17 protein-coding genes and 3 tRNA genes are annotated in these 22,879 nt (G+C 61.0%); 2 read left to right on the top strand and 18 right to left on the bottom strand.

Going from position 1 to position 22,879, the window contains the following annotated elements; genetic code table 11:
• Positions 1-20 precede the first annotated feature (20 nt).
• The 4 genes from CS006_RS04610 to CS006_RS04595 form a co-directional block, all read right to left on the bottom strand.
• Entirely contained in the window at positions 21-683 is a 663-nt protein-coding gene (locus CS006_RS04610) for a GntR family transcriptional regulator (RefSeq protein ID WP_165777247.1), read from the bottom strand.
• Between the two features lie 173 nt (positions 684-856).
• The gene (locus CS006_RS04605) at positions 857-1,735 is read right to left on the bottom strand and encodes an SMP-30/gluconolactonase/LRE family protein (RefSeq protein WP_165777246.1); all 879 of its coding nucleotides are present in this window, start codon (positions 1,733-1,735) and stop codon (positions 857-859) included.
• A 92-nt stretch (positions 1,736-1,827) separates the two neighbouring features.
• Complete coding sequence (locus tag CS006_RS04600) at positions 1,828-3,144, bottom strand: MFS transporter (protein WP_207760002.1); 1,317 nt, start codon at positions 3,142-3,144, stop codon at positions 1,828-1,830.
• Positions 3,145-3,314: 170 nt separating this feature from the next.
• Entirely contained in the window at positions 3,315-4,283 is a 969-nt protein-coding gene (locus CS006_RS04595; RefSeq protein WP_207760001.1) for a zinc-binding dehydrogenase, read from the bottom strand.
• A gap of 554 nt (positions 4,284-4,837) precedes the next feature.
• Here CS006_RS04595 and CS006_RS04590 point away from each other — a divergent pair.
• Positions 4,838-5,734, top strand: coding sequence for a dihydrodipicolinate synthase family protein (locus CS006_RS04590; protein ID WP_100510616.1), 897 nt, complete (start codon positions 4,838-4,840; stop codon positions 5,732-5,734).
• A gap of 387 nt (positions 5,735-6,121) precedes the next feature.
• Here the strand turns inward: CS006_RS04590 and CS006_RS04585 are convergent, their stop codons facing one another.
• From CS006_RS04585 to CS006_RS04555, 7 genes are all read right to left on the bottom strand, one after another.
• Complete coding sequence (locus tag CS006_RS04585; RefSeq protein ID WP_100510615.1) at positions 6,122-6,580, bottom strand: NanQ anomerase/TabA/YiaL family protein; 459 nt, start codon at positions 6,578-6,580, stop codon at positions 6,122-6,124.
• A gap of 485 nt (positions 6,581-7,065) precedes the next feature.
• Complete coding sequence (locus CS006_RS04580; protein ID WP_100510614.1) at positions 7,066-7,734, bottom strand: InlB B-repeat-containing protein; 669 nt, start codon at positions 7,732-7,734, stop codon at positions 7,066-7,068.
• 30 nt (positions 7,735-7,764) lie between these two features.
• Positions 7,765-8,997: an InlB B-repeat-containing protein gene (locus CS006_RS04575; protein ID WP_100510613.1), complete on the bottom strand. Its 1,233-nt coding sequence runs from the start codon at positions 8,995-8,997 to the stop codon at positions 7,765-7,767.
• Between the two features lie 346 nt (positions 8,998-9,343).
• On the bottom strand, positions 9,344-12,046 hold the full coding sequence (locus tag CS006_RS04570) for a polyribonucleotide nucleotidyltransferase (protein WP_100510612.1): 2,703 nt from the start codon (positions 12,044-12,046) through the stop codon (positions 9,344-9,346).
• A 381-nt stretch (positions 12,047-12,427) separates the two neighbouring features.
• Positions 12,428-12,697 carry a 30S ribosomal protein S15 gene (gene rpsO, locus CS006_RS04565; protein ID WP_100510611.1) on the bottom strand — a complete coding sequence of 90 codons (270 nt, stop codon included), beginning with the start codon at positions 12,695-12,697 and terminating at the stop codon, positions 12,428-12,430.
• Between the two features lie 134 nt (positions 12,698-12,831).
• A complete protein-coding gene (locus CS006_RS04560) occupies positions 12,832-13,587 on the bottom strand; it encodes a hypothetical protein (RefSeq protein ID WP_100510610.1) in 756 nt (251 codons plus the stop codon).
• Between the two features lie 80 nt (positions 13,588-13,667).
• Positions 13,668-13,741, bottom strand: a tRNA-Gly gene (locus tag CS006_RS04555).
• Between the two features lie 173 nt (positions 13,742-13,914).
• Between CS006_RS04555 and CS006_RS04550 the strand changes: the two genes are divergently transcribed.
• Positions 13,915-15,126: a MalY/PatB family protein gene (locus tag CS006_RS04550; protein WP_100510609.1), complete on the top strand. Its 1,212-nt coding sequence runs from the start codon at positions 13,915-13,917 to the stop codon at positions 15,124-15,126.
• Between the two features lie 165 nt (positions 15,127-15,291).
• On the opposite strand, the gene CS006_RS04545 is transcribed toward CS006_RS04550, so the two are convergent.
• The 7 genes from CS006_RS04545 to CS006_RS04515 form a co-directional block, all read right to left on the bottom strand.
• On the bottom strand, positions 15,292-15,642 hold the full coding sequence (locus tag CS006_RS04545; protein ID WP_100510608.1) for a hypothetical protein: 351 nt from the start codon (positions 15,640-15,642) through the stop codon (positions 15,292-15,294).
• Between the two features lie 36 nt (positions 15,643-15,678).
• Positions 15,679-17,427 (bottom strand): sodium:solute symporter family protein, encoded by a 1,749-nt coding sequence (locus tag CS006_RS04540; protein WP_100510607.1) that lies wholly within the window; start codon positions 17,425-17,427, stop codon positions 15,679-15,681.
• Positions 17,428-18,105: 678 nt separating this feature from the next.
• Positions 18,106-18,651 carry a holo-ACP synthase gene (locus CS006_RS04535; RefSeq protein WP_100510898.1) on the bottom strand — a complete coding sequence of 182 codons (546 nt, stop codon included), beginning with the start codon at positions 18,649-18,651 and terminating at the stop codon, positions 18,106-18,108.
• Positions 18,652-19,171: 520 nt separating this feature from the next.
• The gene (locus CS006_RS04530) at positions 19,172-21,085 is read right to left on the bottom strand and encodes an alpha-amylase family protein (protein WP_100510606.1); all 1,914 of its coding nucleotides are present in this window, start codon (positions 21,083-21,085) and stop codon (positions 19,172-19,174) included.
• Positions 21,086-21,534: 449 nt separating this feature from the next.
• Positions 21,535-21,849: a cupin domain-containing protein gene (locus tag CS006_RS04525; protein ID WP_243386796.1), complete on the bottom strand. Its 315-nt coding sequence runs from the start codon at positions 21,847-21,849 to the stop codon at positions 21,535-21,537.
• Between the two features lie 158 nt (positions 21,850-22,007).
• Positions 22,008-22,079: transfer RNA gene (locus tag CS006_RS04520), tRNA-Thr, on the bottom strand.
• Between the two features lies 1 nt (position 22,080).
• Positions 22,081-22,162: transfer RNA gene (locus CS006_RS04515), tRNA-Tyr, on the bottom strand.
• Positions 22,163-22,879: the final 717 nt, after the last annotated feature.

Below are 22,879 nucleotides of genomic sequence, written 5' to 3'. Positions count from 1 at the left end.
GCCGAAAGACGGACTTCGCGTTACAGACTGAAATATTCGTGCTTGAAATCACCAAGCAGCCCGTAGCTTGCTCTCGAATGCCGTAGATGTTCCTGCAATGCGCTCACGGTGCCGTCAAGATCGCCGTCGATTGCCTTGTCGAGAATATCCACATGCTCGCGGCAGGATTCCAATACACGTTCACTATGTAGAGTCGAGGTGAGCGCCCTCATGCGCTGATTCTGAGTCATCAGTCGATGCAAGGTATCGCTCAAATAATGGTTGTCGGCCTTACTGGAAAGATACAGATGCAATATGGTGTCGAAATCTTCAGCGGATCGCTCCACATGGGAGTCATCAGCATCGATCTTCGCCTGCTCATGACCACGGAATTCCATCAGCCGTTCCGCATCCAGCAGGGAGAATCCCTTGCGCAGCAGAAACGGCTCGAGCAGATACCGAGCCTCCATCATATCGTTGATGCCCTTCAGGGAGATCTGACTGACCAGTATCCCCCGCTTTGGCAGAACCTGTACCAAACCTTCTTCCTCAAGGCGATGCACCGCCTCACGAACCGGGGTCCGGCTCACCCCGTTTTTACGGGCCAACGTCTGTTCATCCAGAAGATCGCCGGGACGATACTGCCCCATGACGATGCGCTCACGAATGAACCCGTATACCACGTCCCTCTTGTTCTGCGTCATACTAGCACTATAATTTACGTTCACTCCCTTCTGCCTCGAACCAGCGGTCACCTGTACAAAAGAGATGCCGGTGCCCTCATTCGGAGACTGCCATCTCGTCGTATAGAGCGCCGGCATCACGGTCGGCAGGAGGAAAGGGAAGGAACCTGCCGACCGGGGATTCAACGAATCGTTTACAGTGCGTAGAAGTTGGTCTTGAAGCCCTTGACACCGGCATCGACGATGAAGACGTTACCGGCGCCGGGACCTTCCGCCAGCTCCTCGTCGGAGAGTCCGTGCGTAGCCGTGGTCACGACCATCTTTGAGAAGTCCTTGCCGACGAACACCGGGCAGGTGACTCGCTTGGCCGGGAACTTGATCTCACGCATCTTCTCACCGGTTTCGCCGTTCCACTGTGAAACCTTGAAACCTCCCCAGTTGGCGATCCACAGATTGCCGTCGGCGTCTACGGTCATGCCATCGGGATTGGCGTGCTGATCCTTGAAGTCGATGAGCACACGCTTATTGGAAATCTCGCCGGTCTCGACATCGAAATCGAACTTGTAGACGGTGTACTTACCGGAATCGATGTAGAACAGGTGCTTGTTGTCAGGGCTCCAACCAAGACCGTTGGAAACGTTCACTCCCTGCAGCATCGGTGTGAACTTGCCGTTTTCCACACGGTAGAAGGACGCATCGAAACGCTCCTCGAACCAGGATGCGGTACCGGCCCAGACACGTCCCTTGGCATCGCACTTGCCATCATTGAAACGGTAGGTCAGCGGGTCATGGCCATCGGGACCACCGACGAATTCCAGTGTGGAGTCACTGTAGTCGTACAGATACACGCCATCCTGAAGACCGACGAGCACAACGCCTTTCTTCTCCGTCGGAACGATGTAGCCGACGTACTTGGGCAGCGTGCGCTTCTCGACCTCACCTGTGGCGAAATCGTAGCGGAAGATCTCCTTTTCGAAGATGTTCACCCAGTAGAGCAAGTCGTTCTTATCGTCGTAGGAGGGACCTTCGCCAAGTCGGTTGTGGCATTCCACCAGCGTCTGTACTTCAGTCATGATCATTGCCTTTCATATTGTGATGAATGTTGGTTTGTTATTGCGATTATTTATTGCCACTGCGGTTGATTGATGTTGCGCACGCCCGCCGTTCAGCCCTTGAGCTGCTGTGCCTTGAGCTTGCGACCGGCAGTCTCCTTGGCCATGAGCAGCGGGATGAACACCAGCAGGCAGGAGATGGCGAGGATGACGTAACTGGTGGAGTAGCCCCACTGGTCGATGACCCAGCCGATGACCGGGGAGACCAGAGTGCCGGAGAGACCGTAGCCGATGCCGACCAGGAAGCCGAGCGAAGAGGCCGCCTCCTTCGGGGCGGAGTCGACGGTCAGGGAGTTGATGACGGCGAACGGCGCGTTACGGAACAGACCCCAGATGATGAGCATGGCCCAGGCGGTCGGCACGCTGTTGATGAAGGTGAGGCAGAACACGGTGGCGGCGAAGCCGACAGTGACGATGCCGAGGGCCGGACGACGTCCGATGTGGTCGGAGACGGTGCCCCACAGAATCAGGCCGAACCAGCCGGTGATACCGGAGGCGCCGGAAATCAGGGCGGCCTGCGCAAGACCGATGCCAAGGTGGTCCATCAGGTACAGGGTAAGGAAGGTGGCGACGCCCATCTCCGTCCACAGGAACAGGAAGTCCATGGTGATGGCCAGACGGATGTTGCGGTTCTTCAGCGAGTTGACGGCGTTCATGAACGACTGCTTGACACCGAGCTTGTTCTCCACGTCCTCCTTGGAGTACGGCTGGGTCATGCCATGCTCGTCAATCCATCCACGGACCTTCATCTCGTTCTTCTTGCTGCCGACGAGCCACTGGGCGATGATCAGCAGAATGCCGATGGCGGGAATCCACAGGAAGGCGTCACGCCAACCGCCATAGAGCAAAACGACCGACAGCAGGGCGGGGCCAATGAACTGGCCAAGCGGCATGCCGGTGTGGTTCACGCCAAGGGCGAATCCTCGGTTTTCCTTCTGCCAGAAATCACTGACGAGAGCGACGTTGGCAGGTTCCATAGCACCGGTGCCGAGTCCCATAACCACTCGCCACAGCTGAAGATTGAACACACCCTTGGTGAAGAACGTGGCCAAACCGGAGATAATGGCGAGGAAGCAACTTCCCCACCACGCCCAAGTACGCTTGTAGCCGCGTCCAATGCTATCGGCGACAACACCGATGATCGCAGCACCGAGCAGGGTGCCGATGAAGTTCAGCGAGCTGATGAAACCGCCTTGTGTGGAGTTCATGCCGAACTCCTTCATGATGGCGGGAAGCACGGTGGGCAGAATCTGCCTGTCGATGGAAATCAACAGCATGGAGCTGGTACCGATGGCCAACATGCCCCAGGAGACCGGATGCGCCTTGGGCAACCAAGAACTCTTGGTCTGCACTCCCTGACTATTGCTCATATTCTTTCCTTTTTCTCTACATCGTTGAGGAGAAATTCCCGACTCCCATCGATGGCCGCATTGCCAACTGACGACGGAAACGAGAAATCGTTATGGATGGGGAGGCCACATCAGACGACCTCCCCATAAGTGCTGCGTCGCATGAGCTTCCGCAGCGCATACGTAAGAGCTCAGTCCTCGAAGGTGAGGACCAGCTTCTTGACCTGTTCGGGATGCTCGTGCATGAGGTCGATGCCTTCCTGCACCTTCTCGAACGGAATCACGTGGGTGACCAGTCCGTCGTCGCCGATGACGCCCTCCTCCAGCAGGCGGATGATCGGATCGAACTGGAACGCCTGCAGGCGGGAGCCCACCACGGTGAGCTGCTTGGCCATGAACGGCTTCTGCGCGATCGGCACGGGAGTCTCGTTCATGCCGAGCACCACGATGGTGCCGGCCACGGAGACGAGGTCGAAGCTCTTCTGGAACGTCTGCGGCAGGCAGGCGGCATCGATGACGATATTCGCCATCTCTCCGCCGGTCCACTCGGAGACCGCTTCGACCAGGTCCTCCTTCGTGGGATTGACCACCACGTCGGCGCCGCTGGCCTTCGCGAACTCAAGCTTGTCATCGACCACGTCGGAGACCATAACCGTCGCGCCCTTGACCTTGCAGATGCGGGTCAGCGCGATGCCGATCGGACCGGCGCCGTGGATGAACACACGGTCCGCCGCACCGACCTGGCCACGTGTGGACGACTGTCCGGCGATGGTGTAGGGTTCGGCGAGCACGGCGGTGGTCCACGGGATGTCCTTGCGGATCTTGTGGGCCTGGATGTTCTTGATGACGAGGTACTCCTGCTGACCACCATCAACGTGTACGCCGTTGACCTTGAGGTCCTCGCTCACGTTCGGCATGCCGCGACGCACCGCGTAGCTCTTGCCGGAGTAGGTGATCGGTTCGATGACGATGTGATCGCCGGGCTCGAGATCCTCGACGGCATCGCCGAATTCGACGACCTCGCCGACCATCTCGTGGCCCATCACACGAGGGAACTTCGCGAACGGATTCTCGCCGGCAAGCATGTGGATATCGGAACCGCACACACCCACGGCACGAATCTTCACCAGAACCTCGTCCGCCGCCTTGATTTCAGGCATCGGACGCTCCTCGATACGAAGATCATTGGGACCGTAAACGACTGCTGCTTTCATTGTTATGCTTTCCTTCCGTCTCGAAAATGAATGTTGTGTTCGTCTGATTCATCACTGAATTTCGAAACGGACATTCATCCGAGACATGCAGAGGAAAGCTGGTAATCAGGCATGTTGCGCCTGATAACCGCTTCGCTGTCAATCATGCGCACTCCTTTCACTTCTTCGTTGAAGTTGACGCGCAATACTGCGCGCAGCCGAAATAATGGATATTTCAATGGTGAAACTAGCCCAAAACGAAGCCCCCCCCCCCGAACAACTTCGTTCGGAAGGCATCGTCAGGACACCTTGCACACTCGTTGTATTTTTTGAATACATCTTGTATACAAGTTGTGTAATTAGAATAACAGTTTGATAACAAAGCGCCAAATCGTGATAGAAATATGTCAACGACACCAATGTTTTCAATGATGACAACGGCGTGTCGGCCATCAAGCAAACAATCACATATCAGCGAAGGACGCATCCGCAACTGATACGCAAGCAAAGGAGCATAATTCATGACCGTACGATTCGAAGGAATCTACTGCCCCTCCATCACCATCACCCACGACGACGGCACGCTTGATCTCGAACTATGGGGGGAACATCTCGACCACCTCATCGAAGCGGGAATCGACGGCGTCCTGGTCTTCGGCAGCATCGGCGAGTTCTTCGCATTCCCATTGGAGGAGAAAAAACGCGCGGTCGAATTTGCCGTACGACATGTGGCGGGACGCATAAGCGTCCTAGTCGGCATCGGAGACACCAATATCGACAACGTCACCGACTTCGCGAAATTCTGCGAGCGCACAGGCGCCGACGCGCTGGTAGCGGTGAGCCCTTATTATTTCGGCCCCGACGATGCCGCCGCCGAACGGTACTTCGCCACAGTGTCCGAAGCAACCGACCTGCCGGTCATTCTCTACAACTTCCCCGCCCGCACCGGCAACGATCTCAGCCCCCAGCTGGTGGCACAGCTGCAGAAACGACATCCCACCATCGTCGGGATCAAAGATACGGTGGACACCATCAGTCACACGCGCAAGGTCATCAACGCAGTCAAGCCGACGAATCCCGACTTCTCGGTGCTCTCCGGCTATGACGAGTACTATCTGGTCAATCGGGTCTCCGGCGGCAACGGCGTACTGTGCGGACTGACCAATGTGGAGCCGGAGACCTTCGTCGCCATGCATCGCGCATATCAGGCCGGAGACTACGCCACAGCAGTGAAGGCTGCTCAACGCATCAGCCATCTCATGGCCATCTATGATTGCGCAGACCTGTTCATCTCGGCGATCAAGGGAGCCGTCAAGGCCAAGGGCCTGCCGATCTCCACACTCGTTCGCGAACCGGCCGTACAGCTCACCGACGAACAGTACGAAACGATTCGCCAGCTGTGCCAGCAGGATGACTGAGGGCAGTTATAGACAGTTACCGATCGACCGATTATCGGATTGTCTGATTGTCATGGCGGCGGAATTGACTTCATGACAATTGGATGCCATCGATGGACCGCAACACATTTTTTGCAGGATGCATTGCAGTCCATGACAATCAGCTGGATTCCGATGGACTACGTCGCATATCAGGAGTTTTGCGGAGTAGTCCATCGGAAAAGCGCGGCATGAAATCCGAGACCGTTGGAATCATGCGGTTTCTTGGAGAACGATAGTCTTCGGCCGATGGACTGCGTCGCATTTACCGCGAAAAACGCCCCAGTCCATGGAAATCGGGCCAATATTGATGGATTGCGCCGCAAAACCATGAATACGCGACGCAATCCATCACATCGAACCAAAACCTCAGACCGGGACCTTGACGACGACCTTGCGCACGTGTTCGCGATTGCCCGGCCGAGCGGAGCAGCGCGGCTTGTGCGCGTCCTCCGGCGCGACCACGACGAACGAACCGGCTTCGAGCAGCAGGCCGCCGTCGATGGCCGGATCGTCATACAGCGAAAGATCGATGTCGTCGTCGCGCTCGTGCAGCGCGAGTCCGTTGCGCTTGCACAGGTACACGCGTTCGCGTCCCTCGATGACGTAGTGCACGTCGAAGAAATGATCGTGGGTTTCGAAACGGCCTTCGTCGGCCTCGCGGGTGTCGTATTCCTGCACGTAGGCGACGCTATGCGAGCCTTCGATCGGGTACGTGCCCGGCTCGAGCGACGCGAGCGCCGGATCGCGCAGCCAGGCGTAGACGGTCTTGAACTCGTCGTCGCAGTAGTCGTATCGTTCCGCGGCGTCGATGCCAGCAGCGAACATATGGATTCCTTTCGTTCGATGGTGGAATTATCCGCCGTCCACCTTACTCGGAGGAACCCTGAAAAATGGAATCGGTTTCATGCATCGACGATTCCATGTCCACAGACGTGTCACCGACGGACGGGCCATCAACGGACGGGCCACCAACAAGTGAATCGCCAACAAACGAATCGCCAACAGACATGCCGACAAACAGACATGCCGCCAAACAGCCGAGCCGTCGGCCGATATCCCGGACCAAAGCCCAAGCGAAACTGCGAATCATGGACCCACGACTCAGACCCATGAAGAACGTCTATGGGGAAAAACAAACAGAGGCCCGGAACATCACGAGGATGTTCCGGGCCCCCTTGGGCTAATGGCCGTTAGGCCATACATCCGGCATGGAATCATTTCGAAGGCGATCCCATGCCTTCAACTGCATGTGAAGAAGCTTGACCGGACACCAACCCAAGTATGAGAATCCCGGATTGGGTCGTTACCGGTCAGGCGCGCTTGCGCAGCTGCAGGACGACGGCGGCACCGGCGAGCGCGACGACCGCGAACACGGCCACGCCGGCGACGGCGGAACCCGTCTTGCTCAGAGTGGCGCCGGTGTTCTGCTTCGCCGCGGCCTTTTTGGCCTCGGACTGCTTGGCTTCGGCCTTCTTCGCCTCGGACTTCTGGGCCGGGGTGAGGGTGGCGGCGGGCACGACCTTGGTCCACTGGGCCACGAGCTTGTACACGTCGCCGCTCACGGTGTCCGTGGCCTTCACCGCGGTGCCGTCCTTGTCGGTGCCGGTCTCGGCGTAGGCCCAGCCGGAGAGCTTGTAGCCGTCACGCTTGATGGTGGAGGAGGTCGGCAGCTTGTCGAGAATGGTCTCGCCCTTGCCGAGCTGCAGGGAGAAGTCGCCGGTCTCGCCGTCGATGTTGCCGCCGTTCGTGTTGTACACGACCGTGTACTGGGCGACGTTCATGTTCGGGTCGACGTCCGCGGCATCCCACAGAGCGACGACATGCTCGTCGGCGGTGAACACGTCGTCCTTGCCGACGGTGGTGTTCGTGCCGTGCGCCTTGGTGTCGGCGTAGTGCCAGCCACGGAAGGTGTAGCCATCACGCTTGAGCTGGGGCAGCACGGACAGCACGTTCTGGTTCTCGCCGACGGTGTACTGCACGTCACCGAACTGGCCCTTGAACTCGCCGTCCTAGATGGTGCCGCCGTTCGTGGACACGGTCAGCGTGTAGGTCTTGACGGAGGCGCCCGGATCGACCACGGAAAGATCCCACGTGGCGTAGACAGCGACGTCACCGGAGATGACGTCGTTCTCGCCGACGGTGGTGGAGGTGCCGTGACCCGTCGCATCGGCGTAGTGCCAGCCGTGGAAGTCGAAGCCGTCACGCTTGAGCTGAGGCAGCACGGACGACAGCTTCTCGCCCTCGCCGACGGTAAGCTGCACGTCACCGGTCTCGCCCTTGAACTCGCCGTCCTGGATGGTGCCGCCCCTGGTGGAGACGGTCAGCGTGTAGGTCTTGACGGAGGCGCCGGGATCGACGTCGGCCAGATCCCAGGTGGCGTAGACCGCGACATCGCCCTTGACGACATCGTCGGCGCCGACGGCGGTGGAGGTGCCGACCGCCACAGCGTCGGTGTAGTGCCAGCCACGGAAGGTGTAGCCGTCACGCTTGAGCTCCGGCAGCACGGACGACAGCTTCTCGCCCTCGCCGACGGTGAGCTGCACGTCACCGGTCTGACCCTTGAACTCGCCGTTCTGGATCACACCGCCCTTGGTGGACACGGTCACGGTGTGCGTGGTCACGCCCATACCGGGGTCGACCTCGGCGGCGGTCCACTTGGCGAACACGGAAACGTTGCCGGTCACCGTATCGGAGGCGCCGACGGCCTTGCCGTTGTCGTAGTACCAGCCGCCGAACACGTAATCGAGACGGTTCAGCGTCGGCAGCGAAGCGGACAGGTTGGCACCCTCGTTGAGGGTGAGCTGCACGTCACCGGACTGGCCGGCGAATTCACCGTTCTGGATCACACCGCCCTTGGTGGATACGATCACGGTGTGCTTGACGGGAGCCGGGGCCGCGACATCCTTCAGCACGGCGTCGAGCGTGGCGCCGGGAACGCCGGCGACGTTCGTGGCCTTGAACTCGGGCTCGCCGATCTTGGCGCCGGTGTTCACACGCTGGCCGTTCAGCGTCCAGTAGTCAATGGCCTTGCCTTCCGGCACGTCAACGGAACGCTCGACGTTGGCGAATGCAGTGGCGACGGTGGCGTCGCAGCTGGTCTGCGATGCGACGATATACGTATTCACACGGAAATTGACCGTGCACTCATTTGCGGGGTTCTCTTCGGCCTGCGCGGTAAACGGTGCCGAAACCGTCAGAGCGGCCACTGCTGCGACACCCGCAATAACCTTCTTGAAACTCATAATTGGACCTCGACAGTACTTCCTACTATCTCCTTGCTTAAACCATCCCAATAGGAAGCCTTCGAAAATCCCCTGGGAGATGCGCGACCCCTCTTCACTTGAACCGCACGGTGAAAAAAATACCCCCCCCCCATGACAATCCTGTTAATTACCGCAGCCGAATACAAATGGAGGGGCGGACACCGAACATAGTCGGTGTCCGCCCCTCCATGGGTCAGATCACATGCGGATCCGCAAGAGGACCATCAGTCCTCGAATGCCGAGCCGTTAAGCGGAGAACCCGGCAGGCTCTCCGTAGGCAAGGGGAGCGACCGCCAAGGTCGCGCACGGATCCGTGAGAGGACTATCAGTCCTCGAACGGATCGAAGTCACGACGGACGCGACGGCGCGGACGCTCGGAACGCTCCTCGCGATCGGCGCGGTACTCGTCGTAGGAGTCGTCGACGGCGTAGCGCGGAGCCTCGCGACGGCCGCCACGACGGTCATCACGGTAGTCGTCGCGACGACGATCGTCACGGTCGCGACGGCCGCCACGGCGGTCATCGCGATCCCTGCGGTCATCGCGATCGCGACGGTCATCGCGGTCACGACGACGATCATCGCGGTAGTCACGGTCATCATCGCGATCGAAATCGCGGTCGTCCTCATAGTCGTCGTAGTGACGGCGACGGCCTCGACGGTCATCGCGGTCACGACGGTCATCGCGATCGCGACGGTCGTCACGGTCACGACGGCCACGACCACGGTAGCCGCGATCGTCACGGTCTCCACGGCCGCCACGACGGTCGTCGCGATCGCCGCGTCCACGGCCGCCACGGTCGCCGCCGCGACCGGCGCCGGACTCCTGGTCCTCGAAGCCGGGGATGGCCAGCGAAATCTTGCCGCGGTCGTCCACGCCCTGGACGATCACCTCGACGGTGTCGCCTTCCTTGAGCACGTCCTCGACGGCGTCGATGCGCTCGCCGTTGGCGAGGTTGCGGATCTGGCTGATGTGCAGCAGACCGTCGGTGCCCGGAGTGAGGTTCACGAACGCGCCGAACGACGTGGTCTTGACGACCTTGCCGTTGTACTGCTCGCCGGCCTCCGGCACGTGCGGGTTGGCGATCTGGTCGATGATCTGCTTGGCCTTCTCGGCGCCCTCGCCACCCTCGGAGGAGATGAACACGGTACCGTCGTCCTCGATGGCGATCTCGGCGCCGGTGTCCTCCTGGATCTGGTTGATCATCTTGCCCTTCGGGCCGATGACCTCGCCGATCTTGTCGACCGGAACGGTGGTGGTGATGATGCGCGGAGCGTACTCGCTCATCTCGGCCGGGCCGTCGATGCACTCGTTGATGAGGTCGAGGATCGTGGCGCGGGCCTCGTGGGCCTGCTGCAGGGCGGCGGCCAGAATGTCGGCGGGGATGCCGTCGAGCTTGGTGTCGAGCTGCAGGGCGGTGATGAACTCGCTGGTGCCGGCCACCTTGAAGTCCATGTCGCCGAACGCGTCCTCGGCGCCCAGGATGTCGGTCAGGGTCTTGAAGACGTGCTGGCCGTCGACGTCGCCGGAGACCAGACCCATGGCGATGCCCGCGACCGGCGCCTTCAGCGGCACGCCGGCGGCAAGCAGCGACAGGGTGGAGGCGCACACGGAGCCCATGGAGGTGGAGCCGTTGGAACCGATGGCCTCGGAGACCTGACGGATGGCGTAGGGGAACTCCTCGCGGCTCGGCAGCACCGGCACGATGGCCTTCTCGGCGAGGGCGCCGTGGCCGATCTCGCGGCGCTTCGGGGAGCCGACGCGGCCGGTCTCGCCGGTGGAGTACGGCGGCATCTCGTAGTTGTGCATGTAGCGCTTGGTGTTCGGGCCGGAAAGCGCGTCGATCTGCTGCTCCATCTTGAGCATGTTCAGCGTGGTGACGCCCAGGATCTGGGTCTCGCCGCGCTGGAACAGGGCGGAACCGTGCACGCGGGGCACGATGTCCACTTCGGCCGACAGAGTGCGGATGTCGCGCAGGCCACGACCGTCGATGCGGTAGTCCTGCGTGAGGATGCGGCGACGCACGATCTGGCGCTGCAGCTCCTTGAACGCGTTGCCGATCTCCTTTTCCTTCTCGGCGTCGTCCATGTCGGTGAACTCGCCGGCGAGGGTGTCCTTCACCTGCTGCTTGATCTCGGCGATGCGGTCCTGACGCGGCAGCTTCTCGGCGATGGACAGGGCCTCGTCGAGCTGGCCGTGGGCGATCTCGTCGATGCGGTTGTACAGGTCGTCGGTGTACTCCGGGAAGAGCTGGAACTCGCGGGTCTCCTTGGCGGCCTTGGCCTTGAGCTCGTTCTGGGCCTCGCAGATCACCTTGATGAACGGCTTGGCGGCCTCGAGGCCACCGGCCACGACGGTCTCGTCGGGCTTGATCTGGCCGTCCTCGTAGATGAGCTTCCAGGCGTTCTTGCCGGCACCGGCCTCGATCATGGCGATGGCGACGTCGCCGTTCTCGATCACGCGGCCGGCGACCACGATCTCGAACACGGCGCGCTCGCGCTCGCTCCAACGCGGGAAGGCGACCCACTGGCCGTCGATGAGGGCCAGACGCACACCGGAGACCGGGCCTTCGAACGGCAGGCCGGAGATCAGCGTGGAGGCGGAGGCGGCGTTCAGCGCGATGACGTCATAGGCGTCCTCGGGGTTGATGGCGAGGATGGTCTCCACGACCTGCACCTCGTTGCGCAGCGTGTGCGGGAAGAGCGGACGCAGCGGGCGGTCGATGATGCGGCAGGCCAGGATGGCCTCGGAGCTCGGACGGCCCTCGCGGCGGAAGAAGGAGCCGGGGATCTTGCCGGCTGCGTACATCTTCTCCTCGACGTCGACGGTAAGCGGGAAGAAGTCGTAGTTCTCCTTCGGGCTGGAACCGGCGGTGGTGGTGCTCAGCACCATGGAATCATCATCAAGATAGGCGGCTACTGCCCCATCCGCCTGCTGGGCGAGACGACCCGTCTCGAAGCGCAGCGTGCGCTTGCCGAATGAACCATTGTCGATGACGGCCTCTACGGCCTTGATTTCGGGACCCTCCATCAGGGTTCCTCCTTTTGTCGATATTCCTACTATCTATCCATGCCTCTTCTTTTCCCGCCGGCCCGTGCCGGTCCCGGCGGTCCGACGGCTGCACGCCGCACGGCCGGGAAGGCGAAGGCCTCGGGGGGAGCCGGTTTTCTTCCGCGCTCCCTGCGCGTGATATGCCATGGATCACGCGTCTTTTGCATGCCGGGCGTATTCCTCGATGAGATTCCATACCTCATCCGAATCCCAGGCCGCCCCTTTCGGCCGCGCCGCTCTAGCGCCCTTCGCGACCAACCTCCGTGGCCAGGGGGATTCTTCCTCGTCTTTCCTCACAGTCGGCAATCCCCCGACATGCAAAAGCGCCCGAGCAGGTTATGCCCGGGCGGAAGAATTCAATTATCGGCGCAGACCGAGGCGTTCGATCAGGGAACGGTAACGTTCGATGTCGACGCGCTTGAGGTAGTCCAGCAGACGGCGACGATCACCGATCATGAGCTGCATGCCACGACGGGAGTGGTGATCATGCTTGTGCTCCTTGAGGTGCTCGGTCAGATCCGAGATGCGCTTGGACAGCAGCGCCACCTGAACCTCGGGCGAACCGGTGTCGCCCTCGTGCGTCGCGTACTCGGAAATGATTGCCTGCTTTTCAGCGTTGCTAAGAGCCACAGCTCCTCCTTGTGTTCAGTGTTGTTGCGCGGTGCCGTGGGCACGATGCTCACAGCGCTCTCTATCCGCGGGCGAAACACGCCAAAATTTAAGTATACACGCAGGCCGGACGAAGCCTCGGCCTTGCGCCACGCTCACACCGCGGTGACGAGGCCGCCAAGCAGTACGACCAGCAGCGCCGCCACCTCGATGACGAAGAACATCGAAAGCGCCGACCAGCTGCGCGTGAGCGTATTGAGACGCGAATCCTTGTGAATCGTGACCAGCAGGCCCACATAGACCACGGCGAACACCGCCAGCCCCACCGCCGCGGCGATGATGCCGAGATTGGCCGCGTTGATCGGAGGCGCGGCCTCGCCGTACACCACGTACGTGGAATTCCAGAAGTTCAGCCGCAGTAGCCCGACGCCGGCGACCAGCTGCTCCAACGCCAGCGCGAGGATGAACAGCACGCGCCACAGCACGCGCCTCGTCTCCATGACCGCCATGCCCAGCGAAGCGAACATGACCACGGTGATCGCCCACGACAGCAGCGCCATGCCGCGCGGATCGAACGGCTCGACGAAGTCGACGACAAGCTGCGTGCCGTTCATCGCCAGCAGGCGGCCGCCGCCGTACGGCACAATGATGGCCGCGATCAATGCGATGATGAACGCCGCCCAGCGGCCCTTGTGCCAGTGGCGGCGCCCCAGCTCCGCGATGGACGGCTCGCGGGGATGCGATTCACTCGGATCGGTCAGCCGGACCTTCCTGCCGGAGGTCGTCGCGCCGGCGGTCTTGGCATCGGCGCCCTTCATATCAACGGCCTTGGCATCGGCGTCATGCTGCGCTGCAACGCCGTCCGGCGTCCCGTCCATGTTGCGACTCGTCTTGCTTGATTCGGTTGCCATGCACGCTCCAATCGTTCGTCCCCGCGGAAAATCGGGCTTCCCGAATACAAGAAAACCGTTGCCATGGCAACGGTCTCAAGTGGAGCGGATGACGGGAATCGAACCCGCGTAATCAGTTTGGAAGACTGAGGCTCTACCATTGAGCTACATCCGCAGCGGAAGCGCAAACTTCCGAAAAACGATTATTACATACGTTCCTGATTTTGCAAAATCCATTGTCGGACGGCTCCGTCATCCGGAGCCGTCATTCAACATTGTCATAGGTCGATAAGCATTGTTGCGGGCCGGCGCGGCGCGTGCCGCCCGCCGGCCCGATACCGTACTACTATGCGCTACGACTTTACCTCCATCATCGACCGCCGCGGCAAGGACGCGATCGCCGTGGACGGCGTCGGCTCCATGCCCGGATTCGCGCCCGACGCGCCCAAGCCCGGATTCGACGAGATCCCCATGTGGATCGCCGACATGAACTTCGCCACCGCGCCGAGCATCACGCGGGAGATCGTCAAACGTACGGAGCATCCGCTGTTCGGCTATTTCGACCCCAGCGACGACTACTTCAACGCCATCATCGACTGGCAGCGCGACCGCAACGGCGTGACCGGCCTCGAGGCAAAGCACATCGGCTACGAGAACGGCGTGCTCGGCGGCGTGGTCAGCGCGATGAAGGCGTTCGCCACGCCCGGCGACGCCGTGCTGCTGCACTCCCCCACCTACGTCGGGTTCACCATGTCGATCGGCGGCAACGGATACCGCATCGTGCACAGTCCGCTCAAGCGTGACGAGAACGGCGTGTGGCGCATGGACTTCGACGACATGGACCGCAAGATCAAGGAGAACAACATCCATGTGGTGGTGTTCTGCTCGCCGCACAATCCCTGCGGCCGCGTGTGGGAGCGCTGGGAGATCGAACGCGCGATGGAGGTCTACGCGGCCAACGACTGCGTCGTCATCTCCGACGAAATCTGGTCCGACATCATCCTGCGCGGCAGCCATCACATCCCCACGCAGTCGGTGAGCGACGACGCCCGCAACCGCGTCATCGCGTTCTATGCACCGAGCAAGACGTTCTCGCTGGCCGGTCTCGTCGGCAGCTACCACATCGTATACAGCGACTATCTTCGCGATCGCCTGGTGGCCGTGAGCGAGAAGACGCACTACAACGCCATGAACGTGCTGTCGATGCACGCGCTCGTGGGCGCCTTCAGCCCCGAAGGCCGCGAATGGCTCGAACAGCTGCTCGACGTGCTGAGCGACAACGTGGACTATGCCGCCGACTACATCGAACGGCATTTCGATGGGATTGCGGTGTCGAAGCCGCAGGGCACGTACATGCTGTTCCTCGACTGCACCGAATGGTGCGAGAAGCATGGCGTCACGATCGACGAGCTGGAGAAGCGCGGCTCGGACGTGGGCGTCGGCTGGCAGGACGGCCGGCAGTTCCAGCATCCGTGCGCGATCCGCATGAATCTGGCGTTGCCGAAGTCGCGCGTCGAGGAGGCCATGCGACGCCTGAGCGAATACGTGTTCGCGCAGTAGCCGCTCCCCCGAAATCCCCGTGCCGTAGAGCCGCACGCGAAAGGGCCTCCCGAATCGGATGGAAACCGATTCGGGAGGCCCTCTTTGCTGTGAATCAGGGATTCAACGCGTCAGCGTGAACGGCTGCGGCGATTGCCGACGGTAATCGTCCCAGCCGTTCGGCAATCAGTCCTTGCGGCCTTCGTGCTGAATCTGCGCCTTGGCGGCGGACGCCTCGGCGGAGGCGATGATGTCCTCCGCGGCGAGCGGACGGACGAAGTTCCACACGAGGAACAGCACGCCGATGACCAGCATGCCGATGCCGGTCCACAGGTTGATGGCGATGCCACCGGTCTTGGCGACGTCGGCGGCCGGGTCGGCGATGCCGACGATGGTCACGATGACGCCGTAGATCACGAACAGCACGCCAATCAGCAGACGCAGATCGTTGCGACGGGCGGCCTTGACGGCCTGGTCCTTTTCGGCCTGAGTCAACAGGCCCTTGCCGGAAGCACCGGCCTTGGTATCTTCTGCCATTGCAAACTCCTTAGAAAATTATGCTCAAACCGATGTTTAGAAGAACGGGATGTAGAACACGAGACCAAGGATGAAGATGATGGAACCGAGAACGGCCGGCTTCTTGAACCACGGGACCTTGACCAGTGCGGTGTCCTTGACGCCCTTGGCGGCGCGCTTGGCGTCCTCGAGCTCCTCGTCCTTGGCGGCCTTGAAGTACTTCATGCCACCGGTGGAGAAGGTGAGGCCCTCGAGCTCCTCCTCGGTCTTGGCCTTGGTGAACGGCGTGAGGATGGCCGCCACGACCCAGGTCGCGAACAGGGAGATGATGGCGCCGTACCAGGTCTCGGCGGTCGCGGAGCCGAAGATCGGGTTGCCGGCGGCCACGGAGTTCAGGTACAGGATGTAGGTGATGAGCGGGGCGATGATGCCGGCCACGTAGGCGACGGTGCCGGCCACGTTGGAGACGCGCTTCCACACCAGGCCGAGGATGAACACGGCGAACAGCGGGGCGTTGAAGAAGCTGAACAGCGTTTGCAGGTACGTCATGATGTTGCCGAACTGGCTGGCGATCCATGCGGTGCCGACGGAGATGATGATGCCGGCGAAGGTGATCCAGCGGCCGAGCTTGAGGTAGTACGAGTCCTTCTCACCGGGCTTGATGTAGTCCTGCACCAGATCGTAGACGACGACGGTGTTGAACGAGGAGACGTTCGCGGCCATGCCGGCCATGAAGGAGGCCATCATACCAGTGATCGCCACGCCGAGCACGCCGTTCGGCAGGTACATCTTGAACAGGTACGGAATGGCTTCGTTGTACTGCAGCACCGGGTGGTCACCGGCGAACAGGTTGCCGACGGTGGCGGCGGCCACAAGACCCGGGATGATGATGATGAGCCAGATGAGCATCTTCGGGATGGCGCCGATGATAGGCGTCATACGGGCGGCGGTCATGCTCTTCGCAGCGAATGCACGTTGCACCTCGGTGAAGTTCGTGGTCCAGTAGCCGAAGCCGAGCACGAAGCCGAGGCCCATGAGGATGGAGAACCAGTCGCCGCCGACCGGGTTGGTCACGTTGCCGAAGCCGGTGCCGGCCCAGGCGTGGATGGAGCCGGACCAGTCCTGCATGGAGGACAGCTTGGCGGTCAGGCCGCTCCAGCCGCCGACCTGGTGCAGACCGACGATGGTGACGGGGATAAGGGCCGCGACGATGACGAAGAACTGCATGACCTCGTTGTAGATTGCGGAGGTCAGACCACCCAGCGTGATGTAGGCGAGCACGAAGATCGCGGAGAGGATGATTGCGGTCCACTGGCTCCAACCGAGCATGGCCTGCAGAATCAGGGCCATGGCATACAGGTTGATGCCGGCCTGCAGAATCGTGGAGACGGCGAAGCAGAGCGACACGATGAGCTGCGCGCCCTTGCCGAAGCGCTTGCGCATGAACTCAGGAACCGAGCGCACGCCGGAGCCGTAGTAGAACGGCATCATGAAGATGCCGAGGAACACCATGCCGGGGATGGCGCCGATGAGGTAGTAGTGGATGGTCGGCATACCGATCTGGGCGCCGTTCGCGGCCATACCCAGAATCTCGGTGGCGCCGAGGTTTGCGGCGCAGAACGCGAGGCCTGCGATCCATGCCGGCATCGAACGTCCTGCCAGCAGGAAGTCCTCACTCGACTTCTGCTGCTTGTGGATGGTGTAGCCGATCCACACGATCATTGCGAAATAAATAACGAGGATAAGCCAATCCACCCAGCTTAGCGACAGGCGAATCGCAGACTCCCCGACAGCACCAGTAATCATGCTGCTCCGTCCTTCCTTCCATGCGTCCCTCCAGCTGCGGCGCCGGAGTGCAATACCTTCATCGGTTTGCGTGAACAACGCCATTGTGGCCCCAAAAACGCAATTAGTCAAACACGAAGGAAACAAATGGGAACAACAAATATGGCATATACGCTCGCAAAACGGTCAACTAAACAATGAAATATGTTCGATTTGGATAGTTTTCAAGCATCCAAGAGCATTTATCCTATTTTGTGAGATATTTCACAGGAAATATCGTCGTTGATATCACTGTCTTTCGAAGCATAAAACGAACATTTTTGAACGTCTGGCGGCGAAATGTTGATTTGTGAGTTTTTCGGTCGGTATACGACCGTCGTCCAATCGTCATGCGGCCGCCGTCCGACCGACATGTGGCCGTCGCCCGACCGATATCCGATCGTCATTCGTCCAGTATCCGGCTACCGTGCGGTTATAGCGCGCCGCAACCGCGCGGCTGCGAAAAAGCTCCCTCTCCGCGGTCCTATCCGTCGGGTTTTACGCATGCGTGCGTTATAACCGACCCGCACCGCCCCTGAGAGGCGGTTATAACGGATGGTTGCGGAAAACCCTCCCCATGGCGGCTCCACGCGTCGGGTTTTACGCATGGATGCGTTATAACCGACGCATCGAGAGTGAACAGAGCGCCGATCGCGGAAATCATTCGCGGACCAGCAGGATGACGGCAGAGGCGACGGGACCGTCGTGGCTCAACGAAACATGCCACGCCAGTCGGGAGTACGACGAAGAGACCGGCTGAGCAGCCGACGAAGAGACCGGTCGAGCGGCGAGCGACGGAGCGGACGACAACGCCGTCGAATCATCGGCAAGGGACCCATGCAGCGTCCGGTCGACGTCGGCACGCAGCGTCACGCTCGGTCGGCCTCGCGAATCGTCAAGGATCTCGATGCCGGACCAGGGAAAATCGTCGAGCGTATATGGATTCGGACGGGACTCAAGCGCCTCGCTCCACGCCTTGAGCACGGCCTCCTTGCCGGCCCATCGCACGGCGAGATGCGCGGATTCGTCGTCGTGCTTGACGCGGGCGCGCAACGCCGCCTGCCGCAGTTCGCGCGATGAGAACAACGCACGCATGCGCGAGCCGGGCTCGGCCAGCTGCTCGGCGAACGCGGCGATGTCGACCACGTCGTGGCCGAGTCCGAGGACCGTGGACGGGCGCGGGAGGTCAATCGAATCAGCGTTCATGATGCCGTGTCCCTTCATCCATTGTCTCCAGCCGCTCCGGCGGTTCGGCGGCCGCGACCGATCCGACGATTCAGTCGACGTAATCATCTTACGAACGGAACGGGTGGCACGGAATGCCATATTCACGGGCAGACACGTCTCCCCGCCGCATTCCGTTGGCACGGAATACGATTCCCGCAATAGTCGCGATTCGCTGCCGGAATCCGGCGTGCAGCAGCCATCAACATTATTGCAATTTCAACGTTTATCAGGAGGCATATCCCATAGGAACCGCCACGGAATAACAAATCCGGCTCGATGACGCTTCCGTGCCACGACATTGCGGCACAAAGTACGAAAATCAACAAATACGACATCCGATGACACGATTCAACGGCACGGCGCCACCCGGAAATAACAACGGTCGGTTCCTACAGGGAGAAACCGACCGAGGAGAGACGAAAGGCCAAGTCCGGAAACTCACGTCCGAGCAGCCAACCCATGAAACCAAACCCGAGCGCTCAGACCCGACCCCGGAAACTCACAGGTGGATGAGCTTGGCCTCGTAGGGCTTGAGGTCGGTGGAGACGCGGGCGATGAGGCCCTCGCTGCCGTCGAGATGCACCGACTGCTCGAATCCGGAGAAGTTGAACAGGCCGATGAGCGTACGATCGCCGGACTTGCGAATCACGGCGAGGACGGCATTGTTGTGCGTGTCCCACGTGCTCGTCCAGGCGTCGGGCGCGAAGCACGGGTCGTCACGCATCTCGCGCAGGCCCTCCATGCCTTCCCACAGACGGTTCTGCAGGGTGCCGGGCTCCTCGCGCAGCGCGGCCTTCTCCCAGTCGAACTTGCTGCGGTGCAGGTTGCGGCTGTCCTCCACGCGGGCGGAGTCCTCCTTGTAGTCCCAACCGTTGAGCTGGCCGATCTCGTCGCCGCAGTTGAGCATGGGGAAGCCGCGCAGGAACGCCATGGCGCGGTGCATGAGCAGATCGCGCTGGAGGGCTCGCTCGTAGGAGGGGTGGTCATGCGTGATGAGCGCCTTCTCCACGCCGCACAGGCTGGCGGTGGTGCCGCAGCTGCGGGCGTCCTTGGTGGCGGGGTCGTAGTTGTAGAGCTCGCCCATGGCCCAGCTGCCGGGCACGCATCCCTCGTAGAAGTGGTAGAGGAATTCCTTGTGCTTGAGCGGATCGATGCCGATCTCCTCCTCGACGTCCTCATCCAGACCCCAGCCGATGTCGTCATGGCAACGCAGGTAGTTGACGAACCAGCAGTTCTCGGGAAGGGCGTTGAGCTTGTCGATCTGGGTCTTGAGCAGGCGCGTGTCCTGGCTGGCGAGCGCGCTCCACAGGTTCACCATGATGGAGACGTTGTACAGCATGTGGCATTCGGGGGCCTCTTCGGTGCCGAAGTAGGCGGCAAGCTCCTTGGGGGCCATGACGACCTCGCCCTTGAGCACGACGGCCGGGCACACGCATTCGAGGGCGATGCGCAGCATGCGCACGATGGTGTGGACCTGCGGCAGGTTGCGGCAGTTGGTGCCGAGCACCTTCCAGATGTAGGGCACGGCGTCGATGCGCAGCACCTCGACGCCGAGGTTGGCGAGGTGCAGGGCGCTGGAGAGCATGGCGACGAGCACCTTGGGGTTGCGGTAGTTGAGGTCCCACTGGAACGGGTAGAACTGGGTCATGACCCACTTGCCCATCTGCTCGTTCCAGCTGAAGTTGCCGGGGGCGGTGCCGGGGAACACCTGCGGCACGACGGCGTCGTACTGGTCGGGGATGGTACGGTCGTCGTAGCAGAAGTAGTAGTCCTGGTATTCGGGGTCGCCGGCCTGCGCGGCCTTGGCCCAGCGGTGCGACGAGGCGGTGTGGTTCATCACGAAGTCGAGGCAGAGGCTGATGCCGGCCTTGCGCAGCTTGGCGGTGAGGGCGGCGAGGTCCTCGTTGGTGCCGAGCGTGGGGTCGACGTTGTCGAAGTCCTCGACCGCGTAGCCGCCGTCGTTCTGCGGGTGCGGCATCTGCAGCAGCGGCATGAGGTGCAGGTAGGTGAGCTTCTGCTCCTCGAGGTAGGGCACGCGGTCGGCGAGCTTCTTGAGGTCGCCGGCGAACAGGTCGGTGTAGAGGGTCATGCCGAACATGTTGCCGCGCTTGTACCAGTCGGGGTCGGCCTCGCGCTTGGCGTCGAGCTCCTTGAGGTCGTCGGGGCGGGCGGCGTACGCCTCGGCCATGGCGGCCTTGAGGTCGTCGAGGGCGGAGGCGTCGGAGTAGAGTTCGGAGAACAGGCGTCCGAGCTCGTCGGCATGACGGGCGAGGCGCTCCTGGAAGACGGAGTCGTCCACGACGGGCTTGGCGGGTTCCGTTGTCTTTGCGGCGGTTGATTTCGTGACGCGCGTGGAGCGTGCGGCGCTCTTGGTGGCGGTTTTCGCGGTGGTCTTCTTCTCGGCTTTCGGCATGGGAAACTCCTTCGTTCCATCAAACGCCTGATTGTTGTGAATACATCTCTCATCGTAGCGCATCGAACCGTCGTATCAAACCGGTTCGATACCGTGTCGCGCAAGGCGAGCGCTCACATGAGGAAAAGGGAGCACTCCCACGAAAAGGAAGCACTCCTGCGATTCCCGTCCGTCACAATCGACACGACGAACAGGAACGCGGCACCTCGCACGGTTCCCATCCGTCATGCCCGCCACATCGCACAGGAACCCTATTTCCTTGCTCGATTCCCATCCGTTGCCCCCGTCGCAACAAACGAGAACGCTGCATCCCACACGGTTCTCATCCGTTGCCATCACCACAACGCACAGGAACGAAACAACGTCCACGATTCCTATCCGCCGCGCCTTCCACAACACACGGGAACGGGACGTCGAGCGTCCGGCAGCCCGCAATCCGACGCGGCATCCTAGCGGCGCATCATGATGAGCATCATCTTGGAGGGTTCCTCGGCGTAGACCGCGTGGGGCAGACGGGTCGGGAAGTGCAGGATGCCGCCCGGGGTGAGGTCCACGGTCTTGCCGCCGCCGGTGATCCTGAGCCGGCCTTCGAGGCACTGCACGAGCACGGGCATGGCGGCGGTGTGCTCGCTGAGCTCCTGTCCTTTGTCGAAGGAGAAGAGCACCACGTTGGCGCCCTCCACCTGCATCACGGTGCGTGAGACGGTGGACTCGGGCTGCACCTCGACCATGGACCTGAGGTCGTCGATGAACTCCATCGTCATCAGCTGGGGCTGGCCGTTGGATGATGTCACTGAGTTGGGAGACGTTGCGTTAATCGTCGTTTCATTGGCCATATCGGGACTCCTTTGTTCTCAAGAACAACTCTATCCCGAGGAACAATGGCAGAGAAGAAGGAAACAAAAAATAAGAGAGTTGAGAGAGCCTCGAGCGAGAATCGGACTCGCGACCTCTTCCTTACCAAGGAAGTGCTCTACCACTGAGCTATCGAGGCGTGGCGGATAGTGGATTCGAACCACTGAAGCACGAAGCGGCTGATTTACAGTCAGCTCCCTTTGACCGCTTGGGAAATCCGCCGGGCCGTTCCCCTCGCGATCAGGACGCTGTGTTCGTTCGCGTTTGGCCTGCTCGCTTCAGGCAACCTGAATATGATGACACGGGAACGGGGTTCGCGCAAGTCGACGCCTCCACACGTTTCACAATCCAATATCTTTCCCAATATGCACAACGGAGCTCGGGAAGCTATGGAAGATGCGCGACGTGCCGGCCTCCCTCAGTCAGTCTTACGACGGCCGGTTCCCCTCATGCTTGAGGGTCCGAGGGGCGGAAGGCGGGAGGTCGCGCACGGAATCCGGACGCGAACTTGGCACGGAATGACGAAAAGGCGACATATGGAACTCCGTGACAACGACCGTTAAGACCCACGATTGACATTCGTTGCAATTCCAACGTTTTTGATAATCATGGAATGCGGTTTTTCGTCGAAATGCGTTTCCGCGACAGATGGCCTGGCAGGGAAACGCATTATGTGGATTCTCGACGTTCCGTACCGCAAAATCCTGGCACGGAATACGCAAATGGACGGATAAGTGATTGCGTGACATGAAAAAGGCTCCCTTCCGAAGAAGGGAGCCGGATGGCTTGGCGAGACAGCAACTCCCCTCAGTCGGCTACGCCGACAGCTCCCCTCATACTTGAGGGGAGCCGAGGGATGGAGTCACACCTCGTAGTAGCCGGAGGCGCCAAGGCGGGCGTCCAGCTGAGCCGTCAAGAGGACAGTCCAGTGGACTGTCC

Origin of the sequence: Bifidobacterium primatium, assembly GCF_002802875.1 — a bacterium.
GTDB lineage: Bacteria > Actinomycetota > Actinomycetes > Actinomycetales > Bifidobacteriaceae > Galliscardovia > Galliscardovia primatium.
Note: the sequence above shows the minus strand (reverse complement) of the source record. Positions and strands in the feature narration are given on the sequence as shown.